The organism is Pseudomonas sp. NFPP24 (assembly GCF_900112095.1).
Classification (GTDB): Bacteria; Pseudomonadota; Gammaproteobacteria; order Pseudomonadales; family Pseudomonadaceae; genus Aquipseudomonas; species Aquipseudomonas extremorientalis.
Genome location: NZ_FOKD01000003.1, coordinates 125,834 through 145,767, shown reverse-complemented (window position 1 = coordinate 145,767; position 19,934 = coordinate 125,834). Strand labels below are relative to the sequence as shown.

Here is a 19,934-nt window from a genome sequence, read left to right as displayed (position 1 = left end):
AGCGCTCTTACCGGGCCGAAGCGAGTTGAGAGAAGGCGGTGCCGAACCACTGCTGCACGCCATGCATCGTTGCGGCAGAAGTGTCCAGGAACGGTTGCGGGTACACGCCGATATAGATCAGCAGTACCGCAAGGCCGAGCACCATGATCAGTTCGCGAGCATCCATCCCTTGCAGGACGGTGTCGGACTTGGCCGGGCCGAAGTAGGCGCGGTGGATCATGATCAGCGAGTAGACCGAACCGAATACCAGGCCGGAGGTAGCAATCGCACTGATCCACGGCGTTTGCACGAAGGCACCCATCAGGATCAGGAACTCGCCGATGAAGTTACCGGTGCCCGGCAAGCCCAGGGACGCGGCGGCGAAGAACAGGCTGATCGCCGGCAGGTAGGCGATGCGCGACCACACGCCACCCATTTCACGCATGTCACGGGTGTGCAGGCGCTCGTACAGCTGGCCACTCAGGATAAACAGGGCTGCGGCCGAGACACCGTGGGCCAGCATCTGGATCACCGCGCCCTGCAGCGCCAGTTGGCTGCCGGAGTAGATGCCGATCAGTACGAAGCCCATGTGGGAAACGGACGAGAAGGCAATCAGACGCTTGATGTCGGTTTGCGCGAACGCCAGGAACGCACCGTAGAAGATCCCGATCAGACCCAGGGTCATGGCGATCGGCGCGAACTCGGCCGAGGCATTCGGGAACAGCGGCAGGGCGAAACGCAGCAGGCCGTAGGCCGCAGTCTTCAGCAGGATACCGGCCAGGTCCACGGAACCGGCAGTCGGCGCCTGGGCGTGCGCATCGGGCAGCCAGGAGTGGAACGGCACCACCGGCAGCTTCACCGCGAAGGCGATGAAGAAGCCCAGCATCAGGATGTACTCGGTGGTCAGGGACATCTTGGTCTTCAACAGGTCGGCGTAGTTGAAGGTAATCACGCCGGTGGTATTGAAGTTGACCAGTACCAGGCCCAGGATCGCCACCAACATGATCAGGCCGGAAGCCTGGGTGAAGATGAAGAACTTGGTCGCCGCGTAGATCCGGGTTTTCTTGCCGTCCGAAGAACTGTGACCCCAGAGCGCGATGAGGAAGTACATCGGCACCAGCATCATTTCCCAGAAGAAGAAGAACATGAACAGGTCGAGGGCGAGGAACACGCCGACGACACCACCCAGGATCCACATCAGGTTCAGGTGGAAGAAACCCACGTGACGCTGGATCTCTTTCCAGGAGCAGAGTACCGAGAGGATACCCAGCAGGCCGGTCAGCAGGATCATCAACAGCGACAGGCCGTCCAGGGCCAGGTGCACGTTGATGCCGAAGCGCTGGATCCACACGTGCTTGAATTCAAGCGCGAAGGTCGGATCGACACCCGGTGCCGGAGCAAATGAATAGTCGCCATGGGCCCACAGCCAGAGGCCGAGCGCGAGTTCCAGGGACATGGTCAGCAACGCAATCCAGCGGGGGAGGGTGGCGCCGAAGCGTTCACCCATCCAGCAGAGCAGGCCGCCGATGAAGGGGATCAGGATTAGCCAGGGCAGAATCATGACAGGCTCGTTTCCTTTCGCAAGTTCGCAAAGATCGCAATGTTCATAGTCATATCGCTACCACGACGATGGCGCCGATTACCAGCACGGCACCGGCCGCCATGGAGGCTGCATACCAGCGCAGTTGGCCAGTCTCGCTGCGGCTCAGGGCGGTGTGACCGGCCTTGGCGGCACGCGGGATCAGACCGATGGTCTGGTCGAGCGGGTCCTTGCGCAGAATGTGGCTGATGGCGAGGTAAGGCTTGACGAACAGTTTGTCGTAGATCCAGTCGAAGCCCCAGGCGGCGAACCACCAGGCCGACAGGAAGCGGCCGATGCCACTGTTGGCGACGGCCGTCACGAAGCGACGCTTGCCGAGGAACAGCAGGGCCGCCAGCAGGATACCGGCAATGGCGATGGCGCCCGAGGCGATTTCCAGGCTGTGCTGGGCTTCGCCGCCGGCATGGCCGACGCTTTGCGGCAGTACACCGTGCAGAGGCGGGGTGATCATGGCGCCGACGAAGGTCGACAGGATGATCAGTACCGACAATGGCAACCAGTGCGAGATGCCGTGGCCTGCGTGAGCTTCGGTCTTGGCTTCACCGTGGAAGGTGATGAAGATCAGGCGGAAGGTGTACAGCGAGGTCATGAACGCACCCACCAGGCCTGCGTACAGCAGGTTCTGGTTGCCGCTGGCGAAGGCTTCCCAGAGGATTTCATCCTTTGAGTAGAAACCGGCGGTCACCAGCGGCAGGGCGGCCAGGGCGGCACCACCGACGATGAAGCTGGCATAGGCCAGTGGCAGTTTCTTCCACAGGCCGCCCATCTTGAAGATGTTCTGCTCGTGGTGGCAGGCCACGATCACCGCACCGGAAGCGAGGAACAGCAAGGCCTTGAAGAAGGCGTGGGTCATCAGGTGGAAGATCGCCGCGTCCCAGGCGCCAACGCCCAGGGCCAGGAACATGTAGCCGATCTGGCTCATGGTCGAGTAGGCAAGGATGCGCTTGATGTCGGTCTGTACCAGGGCAGCGAAGCCAGCCAGGACCAGGGTCACGCCACCAACGATGCCGACCAGATGCAGGATGTCCGGCGCCAGGGTGAACAGGCCGTGGGTACGGGCGATCAGGTAGACGCCGGCGGTTACCATGGTGGCGGCGTGGATCAGTGCGGAAACCGGGGTAGGGCCGGCCATCGCGTCCGCCAGCCAGGTTTGCAGGGGCAGTTGCGCGGATTTACCCACGGCGCCGCCGAGCAGCATCAGGGTGGCCAAGGTGATCCAGAAGTCGCCAACCTGGAATTTCTGCGGTGCCAGCACCAGCAGTTCCTGGATGTTCAGCGTGCCCACTTGCTGGAACAGGATGAACAGGCCGATGGCCATGAACACGTCGCCGATGCGGGTGACGATAAAGGCCTTGAGTGCTGCGTTACCGTTGTTGCGGTTGCTGTAGTAGAAACCGATCAACAGGTACGAGCACAGGCCCACGCCTTCCCAGCCGAAGTACAGGAACAACAGGTTATCGCCGAGCACCAGGAACAGCATGCTGGCGATAAACAGGTTGGTGTACGAGAAGAAGCGCGAGTAACCGGCTTCACCGCGCATGTACCAGGACGCGAACAGGTGGATCAGGAAGCCCACGCCGACCACCACGCCGAGCATGGTGATCGACAGGCCGTCGACGTAGAGGGCGAAGTTGGGCTTGAAGCCCTCCACCGACATCCACTGCCACAGCACCAGGGTGTAGTGACCGCCTTCCGGCGGCGCCACGTTGAATTGCCAGATGACGTAGGCGGCAACGATCGCCGACAGGCCAATGGAACCCACGCCCACCAGGGCAGACAGGTTTTCCGACCAGCGTCCACGGGAGAACGACAGCAGCAGGAAACCGATCAGGGGAAATACGAAAGTCAGAAAGATCATGTTCATCCGCGCATCTCACTGGCAGCGTCGATATCAAGCGTGTGGAAGCGACGATACAGTTGCAGCAGGATCGCCAGGCCAATGCTGGCCTCGGCGGCTGCCAGGCTGATCACCAGGATGAACATGACTTGTCCATCCGGCTGGCCCCAACGTGCACCCGCAACGATGAACGCCAGTGCCGCGGCGTTCATCATGATTTCCAGGCTCATCAACACGAACAGAATGTTACGGCGGACCATCAGGCCGACCAGGCCAAGGCAGAACAGGATGCCGGCGACCGCCAGACCATGCTCCAAAGGGATAGCAGGCATCGTCATTGCTCCTTGGCTTCGTTGCGGCCCAAGTGGAAGGCGGTGACGGCTGCAGCGAGCAGCAGCATCGACGCCAGTTCGACCACCAGCAGGTACGGGCCGAACAGGCTGATGCCCACGGCTTTTGCATCCACGGTGGTGTGGCCGATGGCCTGGCCGCTCTGGTGAGCGAACAGCACATACAGCAGTTCACCCAGCAGCAGCGCTGCCAGGACAACCGGGCCGAGCCAGATGCCGGGCTTGAGCCAGACGCGTTCCTGGGCGACCGAAGCCGGCCCCAGGTTGAGCATCATCACCACAAACACGAACAGCACCATGATGGCGCCGGCGTAGGCGATCACTTCCAGCACACCGGCGAACGGCGCGCCGAGGCTGAAGAAGGTCATGGCCACGGCGATCAGTGAAATGATCAGGTAGAGCAGGGCGTGCACGGGGTTGGTGTTGGTGATCACGCGAAGCGTGGACACAACCGCGATACCCGATGCGAAATAGAAAGCGAATTCCATCTTTCTTCCTTAAGGCAGCAAGCTCTTCACGTTGATCGGCTCGGCTTCGTTTTGTGCGGCGCCTTTCGGCTTACCGGCAACGGCCATACCTGCAACACGATAGAAGTTGTAATCAGGGTTTTTACCGGGACCAGAGATCAACAGATCTTCTTTCTCGTACACCAGGTCCTGACGTTTGAACTCGGCCATCTCGAAATCCGGTGTGAGCTGGATCGCGGTGGTCGGGCAAGCTTCCTCGCAGAGGCCGCAGAAAATGCAGCGCGAGAAATTGATGCGGAAGAAGTCCGGGTACCAGCGACCGTCTTCGGTTTCAGCTTTCTGCAGGGAGATGCAACCCACCGGGCACGCCACGGCGCACAGGTTGCAGGCTACGCAACGCTCTTCGCCATCGGGGTCGCGGGTCAGTACGATGCGGCCGCGATAGCGCGGCGGCAGGTATACCGCTTCTTCCGGGTATTGCAGGGTGTCGCGTTTGCGAAAGCCGTGACCGAACACCATCACCAGGCTTCGCAACTGGGTACCGGTACCCTTAACGATGTCGCCAATATATTTGAACATGGGTCAAATCCTCACTGAACCGCAGCCGCTGGCGTGTGCATCAGCACCACGGCAGCAGTCACCAGCAAATTGATCAGGGTCAGCGGCAGGCAGAAGCGCCAGCTGAAATCCATCACCTGGTCATATCGTGGACGCGGAATGGAAGCGCGCAGCAGGATAAACAACATGATGAAGAACGCGGTCTTCAGGAAGAACCAGAAGAACGCCAACTGCGGCAGGATGCCGAACGGTCCGTGCCAGCCGCCGAAGAACAGCGTGACCAGCAGGGCCGAGATCAGGATGATGCCGATGTATTCACCGACGAAGAACATGCCCCACTTCATGCCGGCGTATTCGATGTGGTAACCGTCGGCCAGTTCCTGTTCCGCTTCCGGCTGGTCGAACGGGTGACGGTGAGTCACGGCGACGCCAGCGATGAAGAAGGTACAGAAGCCGAAGAACTGCGGAATGATGAACCACAGGTTCTGTGCCTGGTACTCGACGATGTCGCGCATGTTGAACGAGCCGACCTGCACCACGATGCCCATCAGCGCCAGGCCCATGAACACTTCGTAGGACACGGTCTGGGCCGAGGCCCGCAAGCTGCCCAGCAGGGCGAACTTGTTGTTGCTCGACCAGCCGGCGAACAGTACCGCGTAGACCGACAGGCCGGCCATGGCGAAGAAGAACAGCAAGCCGATGTTCAGGTCCGCCACGCCCCAGGTCGGGGTGATCGGGATGATCGCGAAGGCGATCAGCAAGGCGCTCATGGCCACGACCGGTGCCAGGGTGAAGATCACCTTGTCGGCAAACGGCGGGGTCCAGTCTTCCTTGAAGAACATTTTCAACATGTCGGCGGCGATCTGGAACATGCCGAACGGGCCAACGCGGTTCGGACCGTAGCGGTCCTGCCACCAGCCCAGCAGGCGACGTTCGACGAAGCTGAGCAGGGCGCCCGCGACGACCACGGCCAACAGGATCACGATGGCCTTGACGACCGAGATGATCACGTCGATCACTTCAGGGGTGAACCAGGTCATTGCGCTGCCTCCTGCAGACCGTCAACGGTTTTGCCAAAGATCGCAGGCGGAATACCGGCGAGGCCTTTTGGCAGTGCAACCAGGCCTGCACCCAACTCATCGTTGATGCGCAGCGGCAGACGCAGGGTCTGGCCGGCCACGTTCAGGCTGAGCAGGGCACCGTCGTTGACGCCCAGGCGGTCGGCTTCGGACTTGGCCAGGGATACGTAGGCTTCAGGGATGCGGCTTTGCACCGGCGCGGCCTTGGAAGAGTTCTCTTCGCTGCCGAACAGGTGGAAGAACGGCACAACCTGCCAGGTGCCCTGGGCCGGGTTGAACGGACGCGGTACGGCGGCGAACCAGTTCAGCGCATCACCGGTGCTTTCGATCAGGCGGGTGCCAGGGTCGCCAGCGCGGAGGTGACCACCGACTTCGTCCTGGAACTTGTTCCAGGCCTGCGGCGAGTTCCAGCCCGGTGACCAGGCGAATGGCACCTGCTGACGCGGCTCGACCGAACCCGAGTAGCCTTCCATGGAGAAGGCGAACGCGGTGTCGTTGTCTTGCGGGGTACGCGGTTCGTGCACGCTGATGTCGGCGCGCATCGCGGTACGACCGGAATAACGCAGCGGTTCACGGGCCAGTTTCAAGCCCTTGATGCGGAACGAAGCGGACGGTGCCGCGTCGACAATCCGCGCCAGTTGCGGGGCGCTGGCAGCGGTGGCTGCGGTAACGTGATCGAGCTGGGTCCAGTCGATCGGCTGGTTCAGCAGGGTGGCGCGCAAGGCATGCAGCCAGCGCCAGCCTTCGTGAACCAGGATGCTGGCGTCCATGTACTTCGGATCGAACACTTGGAAGAAGCGCTGGGCACGGCCCTCCTGGCTGACCAGGGTGCCGTCGCCTTCGGCGAAGGTGGCGGCCGGCAGTACCAGGTGGGCGCGGTCGCTGGTGGCGGTCTTCTGGTGATCGGCAACGATCAGCACTTTGGCCGCGTTCAGTGCCGCGTCGACCTTGGCGGCATCGGTGCGGGTGTACAAGTCGTTTTCCAGTACCACGATGGCGTCGGCGTTGCCGTCGGTCACCGCTTGCAGGGCAGCGTCCAGGGACTCGCCACCGAGCATGGCCAGGCCGAGGCTGTTGGCTTCCGGCACCACCAGGCTGATGGAACCGTTCTTGTCGCGCAGCTTCAGGGCCTTGGCGATGTTGGCAGCGGCTTCGATCAGCGCCTTGGAACCCAACGAGGTGCCAGCAATGATCAATGGGCGCTTGGCCGCCAGCAGGGCGTCGGCGATGCGCTGGGCCAGTTCACCGGCTTCGGTGTCCAGGCCTTCGACGGCAGGCGCGCTGGCGTCCAGGGCGTGGGCCACGGCGAAACCGAGGCGGGCCAGGTCGTCCGGTGCTGCGTGCACACATTCTTCGGCGATGTCGTCGAGCTTGGTTTCAGCGATGCTCGCAATAAACAACGGGTTCAGCGCGTGCTGGCCGATGTTCTTCACTGCGGCGTCGAGCCACGGCTGTACGCGCATGGCGTCGGCCATGTCTTCGGCCTTGCCCTTGACCGACTGGCGCAGCGACAGGGCGATGCGGGCGGCGGTCTGGGTCAGGTCTTCACCGAGCACGAAGATCGCGTCGTGGTCTTCGATGTCGCGCATGTTCGGTACGGGCAGCGGGCTGTCGTTCAGCACCTGCAGGACCAGGCGGATGCGCTCCAGTTCACCGGCTTCGATACCGCTGTAGAAGTGCTCGGCGCCCACCAGCTCGCGCAACGCGAAGTTGCTTTCGAGGCTGGCGCGGGGCGAACCGATACCGACGATGTTGCGGCCGCGCAGCAGGTCGGCAGCTTTATCCAGCGCGTCGTCCAGGCTCAGCTTGGCGCCGTCGGCGAGCAGTGGTTGGCGAGGGCGGTCTTCGCGGTTGACGTAGCCATAGCCGAAACGGCCACGGTCGCACAGGAAGTACTGGTTGACCGAACCGTTGAAGCGGTTTTCGATGCGACGCAATTCGCCGTAGCGCTCGCCCGGGGAGATGTTGCAACCGCTGGAGCAGCCATGGCAGATGCTCGGGGCGAACTGCATGTCCCACTTGCGGTTGTAGCGCTCGGAGTGCGTCTTGTCGGTGAACACACCGGTCGGGCAGACCTCGGTGAGGTTGCCGGAGAACTCGCTTTCGAGCACGCCGTCTTCAACACGACCGAAGTACACGTTGTCGTGGGCGCCGAATACGCCGAGGTCGGTGCCGCCGGCGTAGTCCTTATAGAAGCGCACGCAGCGATAGCAGGCGATGCAGCGGTTCATTTCGTGGGAAATGAACGGGCCGAGGTCCTGGTTCTGGTGGGTACGCTTGGTGAAGCGATAACGGCGCTCGTTGTGGCCGGTCATCACGGTCATGTCTTGCAGGTGGCAGTGACCGCCTTCCTCACAGACCGGGCAGTCGTGGGGGTGGTTGGTCATCAGCCATTCGACGACGCTGGCGCGGAACGCCTTGGATTCTTCATCGTCGATGGAGATCCAGGTGTTGTCGGTGGCTGGGGTCATGCAGGACATGACGATACGACCACGGGTGTCGTTCTCGTCGGTGTACTGCTTGACCGCACACTGGCGGCAGGCCCCGACGCTACCAAGCGCGGGGTGCCAGCAGAAATACGGGATATCGAGACCGAGCGACAGACAGGCCTGTAACAGGTTGTCTGCCCCATCGACTTCGAGCGCTTTGCCGTCTACGTGGATAGTGGCCATGGTTCAAAGTTCTTCGTTGGCCCGTTGTCAGCGGGCGTGGCTAATGGAATCTTGTTATTCATGGGCCTCAACACAGCCTCTACGGCGTCAGCCCATGAGAAAGCGAAGGGCACGGACCCTTCGCCTTTTAAAGCGTTACGCGCCGACTACGATCGGCCTTGCCAGAGGCGGGACGGCAGCGCTGGTAGGCGCGATGCCGGCTTCGAACTCCGAGCGGAAGTATTTGATTGCGCTGCCCAATGGCTCCACGGCGCCCGGTGCGTGAGCACAGAAGGTCTTGCCCGGGCCGAGGAAACCGACCAGGCCCAGCAGGGTTTCGATATCACCCTCGCGGCCTTCGCCGTTTTCCAGGGCCATCAGCAGCTTCACGCTCCATGGCAGACCGTCGCGGCATGGTGTGCAGAAGCCGCAGGACTCGCGGGCAAAGAACTGCTCCATGTTGCGCAGCAAGGAGACCATGTTCACGGTGTTGTCGACCGCCATCGCCAGGCCGGTACCCATCCGGGTGCCCACCTTGCCGATGCCGCCGGCGTACATTTGTGCGTCGAGGTGCTCGGGCAACAGGAAACCGGTACCGGCGCCGCCTGGCTGCCAGGCTTTCAAGGTGTAGCCGTCGCGCATGCCGCCGGCGTAGTCCTCGAACAGCTCGCGTGCGGTCACGCCGAACGGCAGCTCCCACAGGCCAGGGTTCTTGACCTTGCCGGAGAAGCCCATGAGCTTGGTGCCCATGTCCTCGCTGCCTTCGCGGGCCAACGATTTGTACCAGTCCACGCCGTCGGCGATGATCGCCGGCACGTTGCACAGGGTCTCGACGTTGTTCACGCAGGTCGGCTTGCCCCACACGCCCACGGCGGCAGGGAAGGGCGGCTTGGAGCGCGGGTTGGCGCGGCGACCTTCGAGGGAGTTGATCAGTGCGGTTTCTTCACCGCAGATGTAGCGCCCGGCGCCGGTGTGCACGAACAGTTCGAAGTCAAAACCCGAACCCAAGATGTTCTTGCCCAACAGGCCGGCGGCCTTGGCTTCTTCCACGGCACGGTTGAGGTGCTTGGCGGCGGTGGTGTACTCGCCACGCAGGAAGATGTAGCCCCGGTAGGTTTTCAGCGCGCGGGCGCTGATCAGCATGCCTTCGATGAGCAGATGGGGCAGTTGCTCCATCAGCATGCGGTCTTTCCAGGTGTTCGGCTCCATTTCATCCGCGTTGCACAGCAGGTAGCGGATGTTGATGGATTCGTCCTTGGGCATCAGGCCCCACTTCACGCCCGTGGGGAAGCCTGCACCGCCGCGGCCTTTGAGGCCGGCGTCTTTCACGGTCTGGACGATATCGTCCTGGGCCATGTCCGCGAAGGCTTTGCGCGCAGCCGCGTAGCCGTTCTTGGCCTGGTACTCGTCGAACCATACCGGTTCGGCATCGTCACGCAGGCGCCAGGTCAGCGGATGGGTCTCGGGCGAACGCTTGATCAGGTTGGCCGGGCCGAAAGAAGTCAGGGTCATGGGTAGCCCTCGAGCAATTGGGTCACGCCAGCGGGCTGCACGTCACCGAATGTGTCGTCGTCGATCATCAACGCCGGCGCCTTGTCGCAGTTGCCCAGGCAGCACACCGGCAGCAGCGTGAAGCGGCCGTCCGGGGTGGTCTGGCCGAGGCCGATGCCCAGCTTGTTCTGGATCTCGCTGACCACCGATTCGTGGCCGCCGATGTAGCAGACCATGCTGTCGCACACGCGAATGATGTGGCGGCCCACCGGCTGACGGAAGATCTGGCTGTAGAACGTGGCCACCCCTTCAACGTCGCTGGCAGGGATGCCGAGGATTTCGCCGATGGCGTAGAGGGCGCCGTCCGGCACCCAGCCTCGTTCCTTCTGGACGATCTTCAAGGCTTCGATCGACGCCGCGCGCGGGTCTTCGTAGTGATGCAGCTCGTGCTCGATGGCCGAGCGCTCGGTTTCACTCAAGGTGAAACGGTCTGTCTGGATAAGCGTGCTGTTCATGCTTAGCGGTCCACGTCGGCCATAACGAAATCGATACTACCCAGGTACGCAATCAAGTCCGCGACCATCTCGCCTTTGATCACCGAAGGGATCTGCTGCAAGTGGGCGAAGCTCGGGGTACGGATCCGGGTGCGGTAGCTCATGGTGCCGCCATCGCTCGTCAGGTAATAACTGTTGATACCCTTGGTCGCTTCGATCATCTGGAAGGACTCGTTGGCCGGCATGACCGGGCCCCACGAAACCTGCAGGAAGTGCGTGATCAGGGTTTCGATGTGCTGCAGCGTGCGCTCTTTCGGCGGCGGCGTGGTCAGCGGGTGATCCGCCTTGTACGGGCCGGCCGGCATGTTGCGCATGCACTGCTCGATGATCTTCAGGCTCTGGCGCATTTCTTCGACGCGCACGATGCAACGGTCGTAGGCATCGCCATTGGCCGCCAGCGGGACTTCGAATTCGAAATTCTCATACCCGGAGTACGGACGTGCTTTACGCAGGTCGAAATCGCAGCCGGTGGAACGCAGGCCGGCACCGGTGACGCCCCATTCCAGGGCTTCCTTGGTGTTGTACTGCGCGACGCCGATGGTACGCCCCTTGAGGATGCTGTTATCCAGCGCGGCCTTTTGGTATTCGTCCAGGCGCTTGGGCATCCAGTCGATGAATTCCTTGACCAGGCGTTCCCAACCGTTCGGCAGGTCGTGGGCCACGCCGCCGATGCGGTACCAGGCCGGGTGCAGGCGGAAACCGGTGATGGCTTCGATGACCTTGTAGGCGCGCTGACGGTCGGTGAAGGTGAAGAACACCGGGGTCATGGCGCCGACGTCCTGGATATAGGTCCCCAGGAACAGCAGGTGGCTGGTGATCCGGAAGAACTCGGCCATCATGATGCGGATGGTGTCGACGCGGTCCGGCACCTTGATACCGGCCAGTTTCTCGACCGAGAGCACGTACGGCAGGTTGTTCATCACGCCGCCGAGGTAGTCGATACGGTCGGTGTACGGGATGAAGCTGTGCCACGACTGGCGCTCGGCCATTTTCTCGGCACCACGGTGGTGATAGCCGATGTCCGGCACGCAGTCGACGATTTCTTCGCCGTCCAGTTGCAGGATGATACGGAAGGCGCCGTGGGCCGAAGGGTGGTTCGGGCCCAGGTTGAGGAACATGTAGTCCTCGTTGGTGCCGGAGCGCTTCATGCCCCAGTCTTCCGGACGGAAGCGTGCAGCCTCCTCTTCAAGCTGTTGCTTGGCGAGGTTGAGGCTGAATGGGTCGAATTCGGTGGCGCGCGCAGGGAAGTCCTTGCGCAGCGGGTGACCTTCCCAGGTCGGCGGCATCATGATGCGCGTCAGGTGCGGGTGGCCCGGGAAGTCGATGCCGAACATGTCCCAGACTTCGCGTTCGTACCAGCTGGCGTTCGGCCAGATACCGGTCACGGTCGGCACGCTCAGGTCGCTCTCGGACAGGGCGACCTTGATCATCACGTCGCTGTTACGTTCGATCGACAGCAGGTGGTAGAACACGGTGAAATCGGCGCCGCTCGGCAGCCCCTGACGCTTGGTGCGCAGACGCTCGTCCACACCGTGCAGGTCATAGAGCATGACGAACGGCTTGGGCAGGTTGCGCAGGAAGGTCAGGACTTCGACAAGCCTGGCACGCGCCACCCACAGCACCGGCATGCCGGTGCGTGTGGCCTGGGCGGTGAAGGCGTCAGGGCCAAAACGGTTATTGAGTTCGACGACCACATCCTGGTCGTCTGCCTTATAAGGCGGGATGTACAGAGCACTGCCTGTAGTCATGGTTTTTTATCGCTTTCGGTCAACGTAAAGAATGAAGCCAGGTGTTCGTTCTATAAAAGAAGCGGTGCTGGATCAGACTTCGTCGGGGCTGCGCAGGTTGGTGACTGCGATACGCTGTTCGCGGCGCTGTTCCTTTTGCGACGGCATCTCGGCGCGGTACACGCCTTGATCGCCGACGACCCAGGAAAGCGGGCGACGCTCCTTGCCAATCGATTCCTGCAACAGCATCAAGCCTTGCAGGAACGCTTCAGGGCGAGGCGGGCAGCCAGGCACGTAGACGTCCACGGGCAGGAACTTGTCCACCCCTTGAACGACGGAATAGATGTCGTACATGCCACCGGAGTTGGCGCACGAACCCATGGAGATTACCCACTTCGGTTCGAGCATTTGCTCGTAGAGACGCTGGATGATCGGCGCCATCTTGATGAAGCAGGTGCCGGCGATAACCATGAAATCCGCCTGGCGCGGCGAGGCCCGGATAACTTCGGCGCCAAAGCGCGCGATGTCGTGGGGCGCCGTGAAGGCGGTGGTCATTTCCACGTAGCAGCACGAAAGACCGAAGTTGTACGGCCACAGGGAGTTTTTACGCCCCCAGTTGACCGCGCCACTCAGCACGTCTTCCAGCTTGCCCATGTAGATGTTTTTGTGGACTTGGTCTTCTAACGGGTCGGAAACGGTTTCCCGCTCGCCGATGGGGTACTGCTCGTTAGGAGCATCCGGGTCGATCCTGGTGAGATTGTATTGCATCGCCAAAGCCTCATTGTTTCAGCTTCGCTTGCCGCTTACGACGAGCTTCCGGAGCCCAGTCAAGGGCGCCCACTCGGAATAGGTAGACAAGACCTGCCAACAGAATTGCTATGAAAACGAGGGCTTCGACGAATCCGGTCCAGCCGCTTTCGCGGACGGACACAGACCAGGCAAAGAGAAAGAGGGCTTCGATATCGAAGATCACGAACAGCATCGCGACCAGATAGAATTTGGCTGAGAGCCGCAAGCGGGCGCCACCTGTAGGCAGCATGCCGGACTCGAACGGTTCATTTTTGCTGCGGCCCCAGGCTTTTGACCCGAGGAGGCTGGAAACACCGAGCATGAAGGCGCAGAGGCCGACAACACCGAGGAGGAAAATGGCAAAGCCCCAGTTGTGGGCCATGAGTCCTGTCGCTTCGGTCATGCTGGAAATCCTTAACAGAGAGCAAAGGTCTCTGAGCTCGAAAAAGTAACGATGCAGTGACGATATGTCGCACTGCAATCAATCGCGGTGATTTTATGGCTAAACACCGGGCAAGTAAAATTCCGATAGCGAAATTATTCGATGGAATAAGCACATAGTGCACCTTCTTGGGGCTACAGCCCTTGTGTGGCGGGCATTAGCGGGCATTTAATCAAATGTGTTTTGTTTAACCGGTAACGAAGTTTTCACGAGCTAAATGATAATGAATATTGTTTGCGCGGGTTTTAAGCGGGTGTGTGTGGTGGGGCGGGGGAAGTTGCTGTTACTTGGTTGAATACCGCTTAGTTGCCGACGGAGATCTTTTAACCGATTTGATCCCTGCAAATACCGCTCTGGATCAATGTTTTGCACAAAATCCAGAGCCTCGTCGGCATTTCCAGTGTGTGAGGGGGCTTGCCCCCTCCCACAGGTTGATCTTCATTTTGACAGGGAGGTTTTTCACGGGGCAAAAAAACGCCCCGAACAGGTCGGGGCGTGATCTTTGTGCGGCACTGCGGTTAGGTCTTCCCTGGGGCCGCAGTGGCCGTGTACTCAGTCAATCAGTGGAACTGCTCTTCTTCGGTCGAACCGGTCAGCGCGGTCACGGACGAGGTGCCGCCCTGGATCACGGTGGTCATGTCGTCGAAGTAACCGGTGCCCACTTCCTGCTGGTGTGCCACGAAGGTGTAGCCCTTGGCGGCGTCAGCGAACTCCTGCTCCTGCAGCTTCACGTAGGCGGTCATGTCGTTGCGTGCGTAGTCGTGCGCCAGGTTGAACATGCTGTGCCACATGTTGTGAATGCCGGCCAGGGTGATGAACTGGTGCTTGTAGCCCATGGCGGACAGTTCGCGCTGGAACTTGGCGATGGTCGCGTCGTCCAGGTTCTTCTTCCAGTTGAAGGAAGGCGAGCAGTTGTAGGACAGCAGTTGGTCCGGGTATTCCTTCTTGATCGCTTCGGCGAAGCGACGGGCTTCGTCCAGGTCCGGCTTGGCGGTTTCGCACCAGATCAGGTCGGCGTACGGCGCGTAGGCCAGGCCGCGGGCGATGGCCTGGTCGAGACCGGCACGTACCTTATAGAAACCTTCCTGGGTGCGCTCGCCAGTCACGAATGGCTGGTCGTACGGGTCGCAGTCCGATGTCAGCAGGTCAGCCGCGTTGGCATCGGTACGCGCCAGGATGATGGTCGGCGTGCCGGCAACGTCAGCGGCCAGGCGGGCAGCGGTCAGTTTCTGTACGGCTTCCTGGGTCGGAACCAGTACCTTGCCGCCCATGTGGCCGCATTTCTTCACGGACGCCAGCTGGTCTTCGAAGTGCACGCCGGCAGCGCCAGCCTCGATCATGCTCTTCATCAGTTCGTAGGCGTTGAGTACGCCGCCGAAACCGGCTTCGGCGTCGGCCACGATCGGCGCGAAGTAGTCGATGTAGCCTTCATCGCCCGGGTTCTTGCCGGCTTTCCACTGGATCTGGTCGGCACGACGGAACGAGTTGTTGATGCGCTTGACCACGGTCGGCACCGAGTCCACCGGGTACAGCGATTGGTCGGGGTACATGGATTCAGCGGAGTTGTTGTCCGCCGCCACTTGCCAGCCGGACAGGTAGATCGCCTGGATACCGGCTTTCACCTGCTGGACTGCCTGGCCGCCAGTGAGGGCGCCCATGCAGTTGACGAAATCTTTGTCGGGACGGAAGGACGGCTTGGCACCTTGTGTCACCAGGTTCCACAGCTTCTCGGCGCCGAGTTTTGCAAAGGTGTGCTCAGGTTGAACCGAGCCACGCAGGCGGACGACGTCAGCAGCGGAATAAGCGCGGGTCACGCCTTTCCAGCGTGGGTTTTCAGCCCAGTCTTTCTCGAGGGCTGCAATTTGCTGTTCGCGTGTCAGTGCCATGGAAGTAAACCTCGTCGCGTCTTCGTGTGGTGGAAAAATCCATTTGCCAGCCCTGCATTCAAATGCGTGGGCAGGGCTGCTCGCTGACCAGAAGCTTAGGCGGTCATGTCGGGTCTGACGGGGAATGCGACGGGATGAACGATTGGCGAGAGGGTGGAGCAGGTACAGGTGGACCGAGAACAGTCTCCGGGCGTCGTGGGCCCTCGGGTGTTCAACAGCGTGTAGCCGGGTTACCTGGTTAGCTTCCGTCCCTCGGGACAACTTCGTTCCAGTCGCAACCTCGTCAAACACGCCTTGTGGGCGGTACAGACACGAATCGGCTCGGGTGGGTAGCTTGGAGCGACGATCCGAAGGCCCTTGCCGGGGCCCCTGATTAGCGGGAGCGAGGCCATCATGCCCATGCTTTTTTGGATCGTCAAATGTTTTGTAGTGCTTTTTTTCAAGCACTACATCTTTCGTCTAATACGACTCGTCAGTCAGTTTTTGGTGCTTCAGTTCAGGGTGTCGACCTTGACCCGTACTGTCAGGTCATCGCGGCCCTGAGTAGAGTAGCTGCGGGTTGCAGAGGATTTGTCGGCCTGGGTCTCGCGATTGATGCCGGCCAGGGTGATCCATTCACCCAGGCGCCCGCTGACGGTTGTGTCGGTACTCTGTACGTTCACTACATCGGGACGCTCCTGGCTCATGCGGTCACGGTTGGTACTGATCGCCAGGTGTACGGTCTCGCCGGTGACGCTGGCGGTCACGTAGAAGCCCTGGGTCACGTTGCGATACTGGGTCTGGTTCTGCAGGCGGCCATAGCTGTCCTGCTGGGTGGTGGTCAGCGGCACGCTCTGGCCGACCTGGATCAGCGCGGGCACGCCTTCGCTGGCCTGGATCTGCTGGACGCCGCCGTCGCGGCTGGTGGTGCCGTAGCTGATGATGCGGGTCTGGCTGTCACCGGTGTTCTGCTGGTTGTTTTCGTTGGTGTCGACGGTGATCAGCAGGCGTTTGGCTGGCGTATCCAGCTGGGAAAGCAGGGTGCGCAGGTCCTGGATCTTGCCGGGGTCGGCCTTGACGATCAGTTGGTTGCCGTAGGCGCTGACGGTACCGTCCTTGCCGATGAAGTTCTGTGCCACTGGCAGCAGGTCGGCGCTGGTACGGTTGCTCAGGTTGACGACTTCGGTGTCGGCCATGGCCGCGGCGCTGGCGGTCAGGAGGAGGGCGGTGAGCAGGGTGCGTAGGGACATGTCCGTTATCTCTGCGAGTCAAAGGCTGGATAGTGCCAGTTTGTCGGCCTGGCCGGGTGCAAGTTGAATCGTAGACGGCAAAATGCCCTGGCATGGCAGGGCATTGTTGGTGTTGCTGAAATGGCTATCGGGGGCAAGCCCCCTCCCACACTTGGCCGCATTCCAAAGGACTTACTCGGTCAAAAAGTGGGAGGGGGCTTGCCCCCGATGGCAGCGACGCGATCTCGGATCAGCCCTCGCGCACCATATCCACATGCGGAATCCCGACTTCAAGAAATTCGTCACTGACGATCTTGAAGCCCAGCCGCTCATAAAACGGTGCTGCATACACCTGCGCACTCAGGAACTGCCTGGTCTGGCCACGTTGTTCGGCCACGCCAATCACCGTTTCCATCAGCTTGTCGCCGACCTTCAGCCCGCGCCAGTCCTTGAGGACCGACACGCGGCCAATCTCGCCGCTGGGTAGCAGGCGGGCGGTACCGATCGGAAAATCACCTTCGAATGCAAGGAAATGCACTGCGCCGGCGTCGTCCGCGTCCCACTCCAGTTCCGGTGGAACCGATTGTTCAGCGATAAACACCGCTTCACGAATGCGCCGAATCTCGGCGATATCCTTTTGCCAGTCCGCGACACTTACGTGAATCCTATTCATCGGCAAATCCCAGGCTTCCTTGCTTGACCAATTCACACAGCAGGTCGCGACCGTCTTCGTCTGCCAGCCATTCGCCCAGGTTCTCGCTGTGCAGCGCATCGGCCGAACACACCAGCTTCAGCAGTTCACGCAGCTTGCCCGGCAGGTAACGGCTCTGGCCACTGGCAAACAGCAATACATCGTCGTCCACTTCGGACCAGGCCAGGCGCGCACTCGGGTTGCGCACCAGGATCGCACCGTCCTGCAGGCTGCTGATGAAGTCGTCTTCGCCCAACTCTTCGCCGGCCACCAGTTCAGGATAGCGCGGTTCGGTCATGAACTGGCCGAACCAGGTCAGCAGCATGCGCTCGTCGCTCATGTGCTCGGCCAGCAGGCTCTTGAGGCGGTCCAGGGCGTCGCTCTGGATCTGGTGCGGGTCGCTGACCGGCTGGGCGTCAGCGTCGGTATAGCGCTCTTCGTCGGTCAGGTACTGGCTGAGGAAGTCGGTGAAGTGGGTCAGCACTTCGGACGCGCTCGGTGCACGGAAGCCCACGGAATAGGTCATGCAGTCGTCTTCGGCAATGCCGAAGTGCGCCAGGCGCGGCGGCAGGTAAAGCATGTCGCCCGGTTCCAGGACCCACTCGGCGCTTTCTTCGAATTCGGCGAGGATACGCAGGTCGGCGTGCTGCAGCAGCGCGCTTTCGGAGCTGCACATCTGGCCGATCTTCCAGTTGCGCTTGCCCTGGGCTTGCAGCAGGAACACGTCGTAGTTGTCGAAGTGCGGGCCAACGCTGCCGCCCGGTGCGGCGAAGCTGATCATCACATCGTCGATGCGCCAGCTCGGCAGGAAGCGGAACTGCTCCAGCAACTCGGCCACTTCCGGCACGAACTGGTCGACCGCCTGTACCAGCAGGGTCCACTCGCGCTCGGGCAGGGTGCTGAAGGCATCTTCGGCGAACGGGCCGCGACGCAGCTCCCACGGGCGCTCGCCATGCTCGATCACCAGGCGCGACTCGACTTCTTCTTCCAGCGCCAGGCCGGCCAGTTCGTCGGCGTCGATCGGGCTTTCGAAATCAGGGATGGCCTGGCGGATCAGCAGCGGTTTTTTCTGCCAGTAGTCGCGCAGGAATTCCCGTGCCGTCATGCCGCCCAGAAGTTGAAGAGGGATATCAGGATTCATGTGTAACCTATTGAAAAAAAGCACTTTTCAGACTGGAATAAAAACGCCCGGCGCGGCCGGGCGTCTCAAAGGGTCTTGCGATGATCAGATGCGCTTGGCTTGCTCTACAGCGTTGCCAATGTAGTTGGCCGGGGTGAGCAGTTTCAGCTCGGCCTTGGCGGCGGCTGGCATGTCCAGGCCGTCGATGAAAGTTTGCAGTGCTTCAGGGCTGATGCCCTTGCCGCGCGTCAACTCTTTGAGCTTCTCGTACGGGTTTTCGATGTTGTAGCGGCGCATCACGGTCTGGATTGGTTCGGCCAGGACTTCCCAGCATGCGTCCAGGTCAGCGGCGATCTTCTGCTCATTGAGCTCAAGCTTGCTGATGCCCTTCAGACTGGCTTCGTATGCGATCACGCTGTGAGCGAAGCCCACGCCGAGGTTGCGCAGCACGGTGGAGTCGGTCAGGTCGCGCTGCCAGCGGGAGATCGGCAACTTGCTGGCCAAGTGCTGGAACAGGGCGTTGGCGATGCCGAGGTTGCCTTCGGAGTTTTCGAAGTCGATCGGGTTGACCTTGTGCGGCATGGTCGACGAACCGATTTCACCGGCAACGGTGCGCTGCTTGAAATAGCCCAGGGAGATGTAGCCCCAGATATCGCGATCGAAGTCGATCAGGATGGTGTTGAAGCGCGCAATGGCGTCGAACAGTTCGGCAATGTAGTCGTGCGGTTCGATCTGCGTGGTGTAGGGGTTGAAGCCCAGGCCCAGCTCGTCTTCGATGAAGGCGCGGGCGTTGGCTTCCCAGTCGATCTCCGGGTAGGCCGACAGGTGGGCGTTATAGTTGCCTACGGCGCCGTTGATCTTGCCCAGCAGCGGTACGGCGGCGACTTGAGCGATCTGGCGCTCCAGCCGGTACACCACGTTGGCCAGTTCTTTGCCCAGGGTGGTCGGCGACGCCGGCTGGCCGTGGGTGCGCGACAGCATCGGCACGTCGGCAAAGCGGATGGCCAGTTCGCGGATGGCATTGGCGGTCTGGCGCATCAGCGGCAGCATCACGTCATCACGGCCTTCGCGCAGCATCAGGGCGTGGGACAGGTTGTTGATGTCCTCGCTGGTGCAGGCAAAGTGGATGAATTCGCTGACCTGGGCCAGTTCCGGCAGCTTGGCCGCTTGCTCTTTGAGCAGGTATTCGATGGCTTTTACGTCGTGGTTGGTGGTGCGCTCGATCTCCTTCACACGCTCGGCGTGCTCCAGGGAGAAGTTTTCCGCCAGAGCGTCGAGCACAGCGTTGGCTTGCGCGGAAAACGCCGGCACTTCGCTGATGGCGGGGTGAGCGGCCAGGCGCTGGAGCCAGCGCACTTCAACCAGTACGCGAGCACGGATCAGGCCGTATTCGCTGAAAATAGGGCGCAGGGCCTGGGTTTTGCCGGCGTAGCGGCCGTCTACAGGGGAAACCGCAGTGAGCGAAGAGAGCTGCATGGGGTGTTCTCGGACAGTCGGGCAACGAA

Annotated in this window: 17 protein-coding genes; all 17 read right to left on the bottom strand. The window is 61.3% G+C overall.

Annotated features, from left to right (window positions below; translation table 11 throughout):
- Positions 1 to 7: 7 nt before the first annotated feature.
- The gene (gene nuoM, locus BM026_RS07475; RefSeq protein WP_017737145.1) at positions 8 to 1,540 is read right to left on the bottom strand and encodes an NADH-quinone oxidoreductase subunit M; all 1,533 of its coding nucleotides are present in this window, start codon (positions 1,538 to 1,540) and stop codon (positions 8 to 10) included.
- Positions 1,541 to 1,589: 49 nt separating this feature from the next.
- On the bottom strand, positions 1,590 to 3,443 hold the full coding sequence (gene nuoL / locus BM026_RS07470) for an NADH-quinone oxidoreductase subunit L (RefSeq protein ID WP_071491906.1): 1,854 nt from the start codon (positions 3,441 to 3,443) through the stop codon (positions 1,590 to 1,592).
- On the bottom strand, positions 3,440 to 3,748 hold the full coding sequence (gene nuoK / locus BM026_RS07465; RefSeq protein WP_003174727.1) for an NADH-quinone oxidoreductase subunit NuoK: 309 nt from the start codon (positions 3,746 to 3,748) through the stop codon (positions 3,440 to 3,442). Before nuoK ends, nuoL begins: the two co-directional genes overlap by 4 nt.
- A gap of 2 nt (positions 3,749 to 3,750) precedes the next feature.
- Entirely contained in the window at positions 3,751 to 4,254 is a 504-nt protein-coding gene (nuoJ, locus tag BM026_RS07460; protein WP_016974048.1) for an NADH-quinone oxidoreductase subunit J, read from the bottom strand.
- 9 nt (positions 4,255 to 4,263) lie between these two features.
- On the bottom strand, positions 4,264 to 4,812 hold the full coding sequence (gene nuoI / locus BM026_RS07455) for an NADH-quinone oxidoreductase subunit NuoI (protein WP_003174725.1): 549 nt from the start codon (positions 4,810 to 4,812) through the stop codon (positions 4,264 to 4,266).
- Positions 4,813 to 4,823: 11 nt separating this feature from the next.
- Positions 4,824 to 5,831 carry an NADH-quinone oxidoreductase subunit NuoH gene (gene nuoH / locus BM026_RS07450; RefSeq protein ID WP_071491905.1) on the bottom strand — a complete coding sequence of 336 codons (1,008 nt, stop codon included), beginning with the start codon at positions 5,829 to 5,831 and terminating at the stop codon, positions 4,824 to 4,826.
- Positions 5,828 to 8,542, bottom strand: coding sequence for an NADH-quinone oxidoreductase subunit NuoG (gene nuoG, locus BM026_RS07445; protein ID WP_092245056.1), 2,715 nt, complete (start codon positions 8,540 to 8,542; stop codon positions 5,828 to 5,830). Before nuoG ends, nuoH begins: the two co-directional genes overlap by 4 nt.
- Positions 8,543 to 8,677: 135 nt before the next feature.
- Positions 8,678 to 10,033: an NADH-quinone oxidoreductase subunit NuoF gene (nuoF, locus tag BM026_RS07440; RefSeq protein ID WP_025858970.1), complete on the bottom strand. Its 1,356-nt coding sequence runs from the start codon at positions 10,031 to 10,033 to the stop codon at positions 8,678 to 8,680.
- Entirely contained in the window at positions 10,030 to 10,527 is a 498-nt protein-coding gene (gene nuoE / locus BM026_RS07435) for an NADH-quinone oxidoreductase subunit NuoE (RefSeq protein WP_003174721.1), read from the bottom strand. The genes nuoF and nuoE overlap by 4 nt, the downstream gene beginning before the upstream one ends.
- Positions 10,528 to 10,529: 2 nt before the next feature.
- Positions 10,530 to 12,314, bottom strand: a complete 1,785-nt coding sequence (gene nuoC / locus BM026_RS07430) for an NADH-quinone oxidoreductase subunit C/D (protein WP_092245059.1) — start codon at positions 12,312 to 12,314, stop codon at positions 10,530 to 10,532.
- Between the two features lie 72 nt (positions 12,315 to 12,386).
- Positions 12,387 to 13,061, bottom strand: a complete 675-nt coding sequence (locus BM026_RS07425) for a NuoB/complex I 20 kDa subunit family protein (protein ID WP_003174719.1) — start codon at positions 13,059 to 13,061, stop codon at positions 12,387 to 12,389.
- Positions 13,062 to 13,071: 10 nt separating this feature from the next.
- Entirely contained in the window at positions 13,072 to 13,485 is a 414-nt protein-coding gene (locus tag BM026_RS07420; RefSeq protein ID WP_003219575.1) for an NADH-quinone oxidoreductase subunit A, read from the bottom strand.
- 599 nt (positions 13,486 to 14,084) lie between these two features.
- On the bottom strand, positions 14,085 to 15,410 hold the full coding sequence (aceA, locus tag BM026_RS07415; RefSeq protein WP_003174717.1) for an isocitrate lyase: 1,326 nt from the start codon (positions 15,408 to 15,410) through the stop codon (positions 14,085 to 14,087).
- Positions 15,411 to 15,901: 491 nt separating this feature from the next.
- A complete protein-coding gene (locus tag BM026_RS07410) occupies positions 15,902 to 16,639 on the bottom strand; it encodes a secretin N-terminal domain-containing protein (RefSeq protein ID WP_093527853.1) in 738 nt (245 codons plus the stop codon).
- Positions 16,640 to 16,868: 229 nt separating this feature from the next.
- Positions 16,869 to 17,291, bottom strand: a complete 423-nt coding sequence (locus BM026_RS07405; protein WP_092245065.1) for a GNAT family N-acetyltransferase — start codon at positions 17,289 to 17,291, stop codon at positions 16,869 to 16,871.
- The gene (locus BM026_RS07400) at positions 17,284 to 18,450 is read right to left on the bottom strand and encodes a ribosomal protein uL16 3-hydroxylase (protein ID WP_093527848.1); all 1,167 of its coding nucleotides are present in this window, start codon (positions 18,448 to 18,450) and stop codon (positions 17,284 to 17,286) included. The genes BM026_RS07405 and BM026_RS07400 overlap by 8 nt, the downstream gene beginning before the upstream one ends.
- A gap of 84 nt (positions 18,451 to 18,534) precedes the next feature.
- On the bottom strand, positions 18,535 to 19,905 hold the full coding sequence (gene purB, locus BM026_RS07395) for an adenylosuccinate lyase (RefSeq protein WP_093527845.1): 1,371 nt from the start codon (positions 19,903 to 19,905) through the stop codon (positions 18,535 to 18,537).
- Between the last annotated feature and the right edge of the window lie 29 nt (positions 19,906 to 19,934).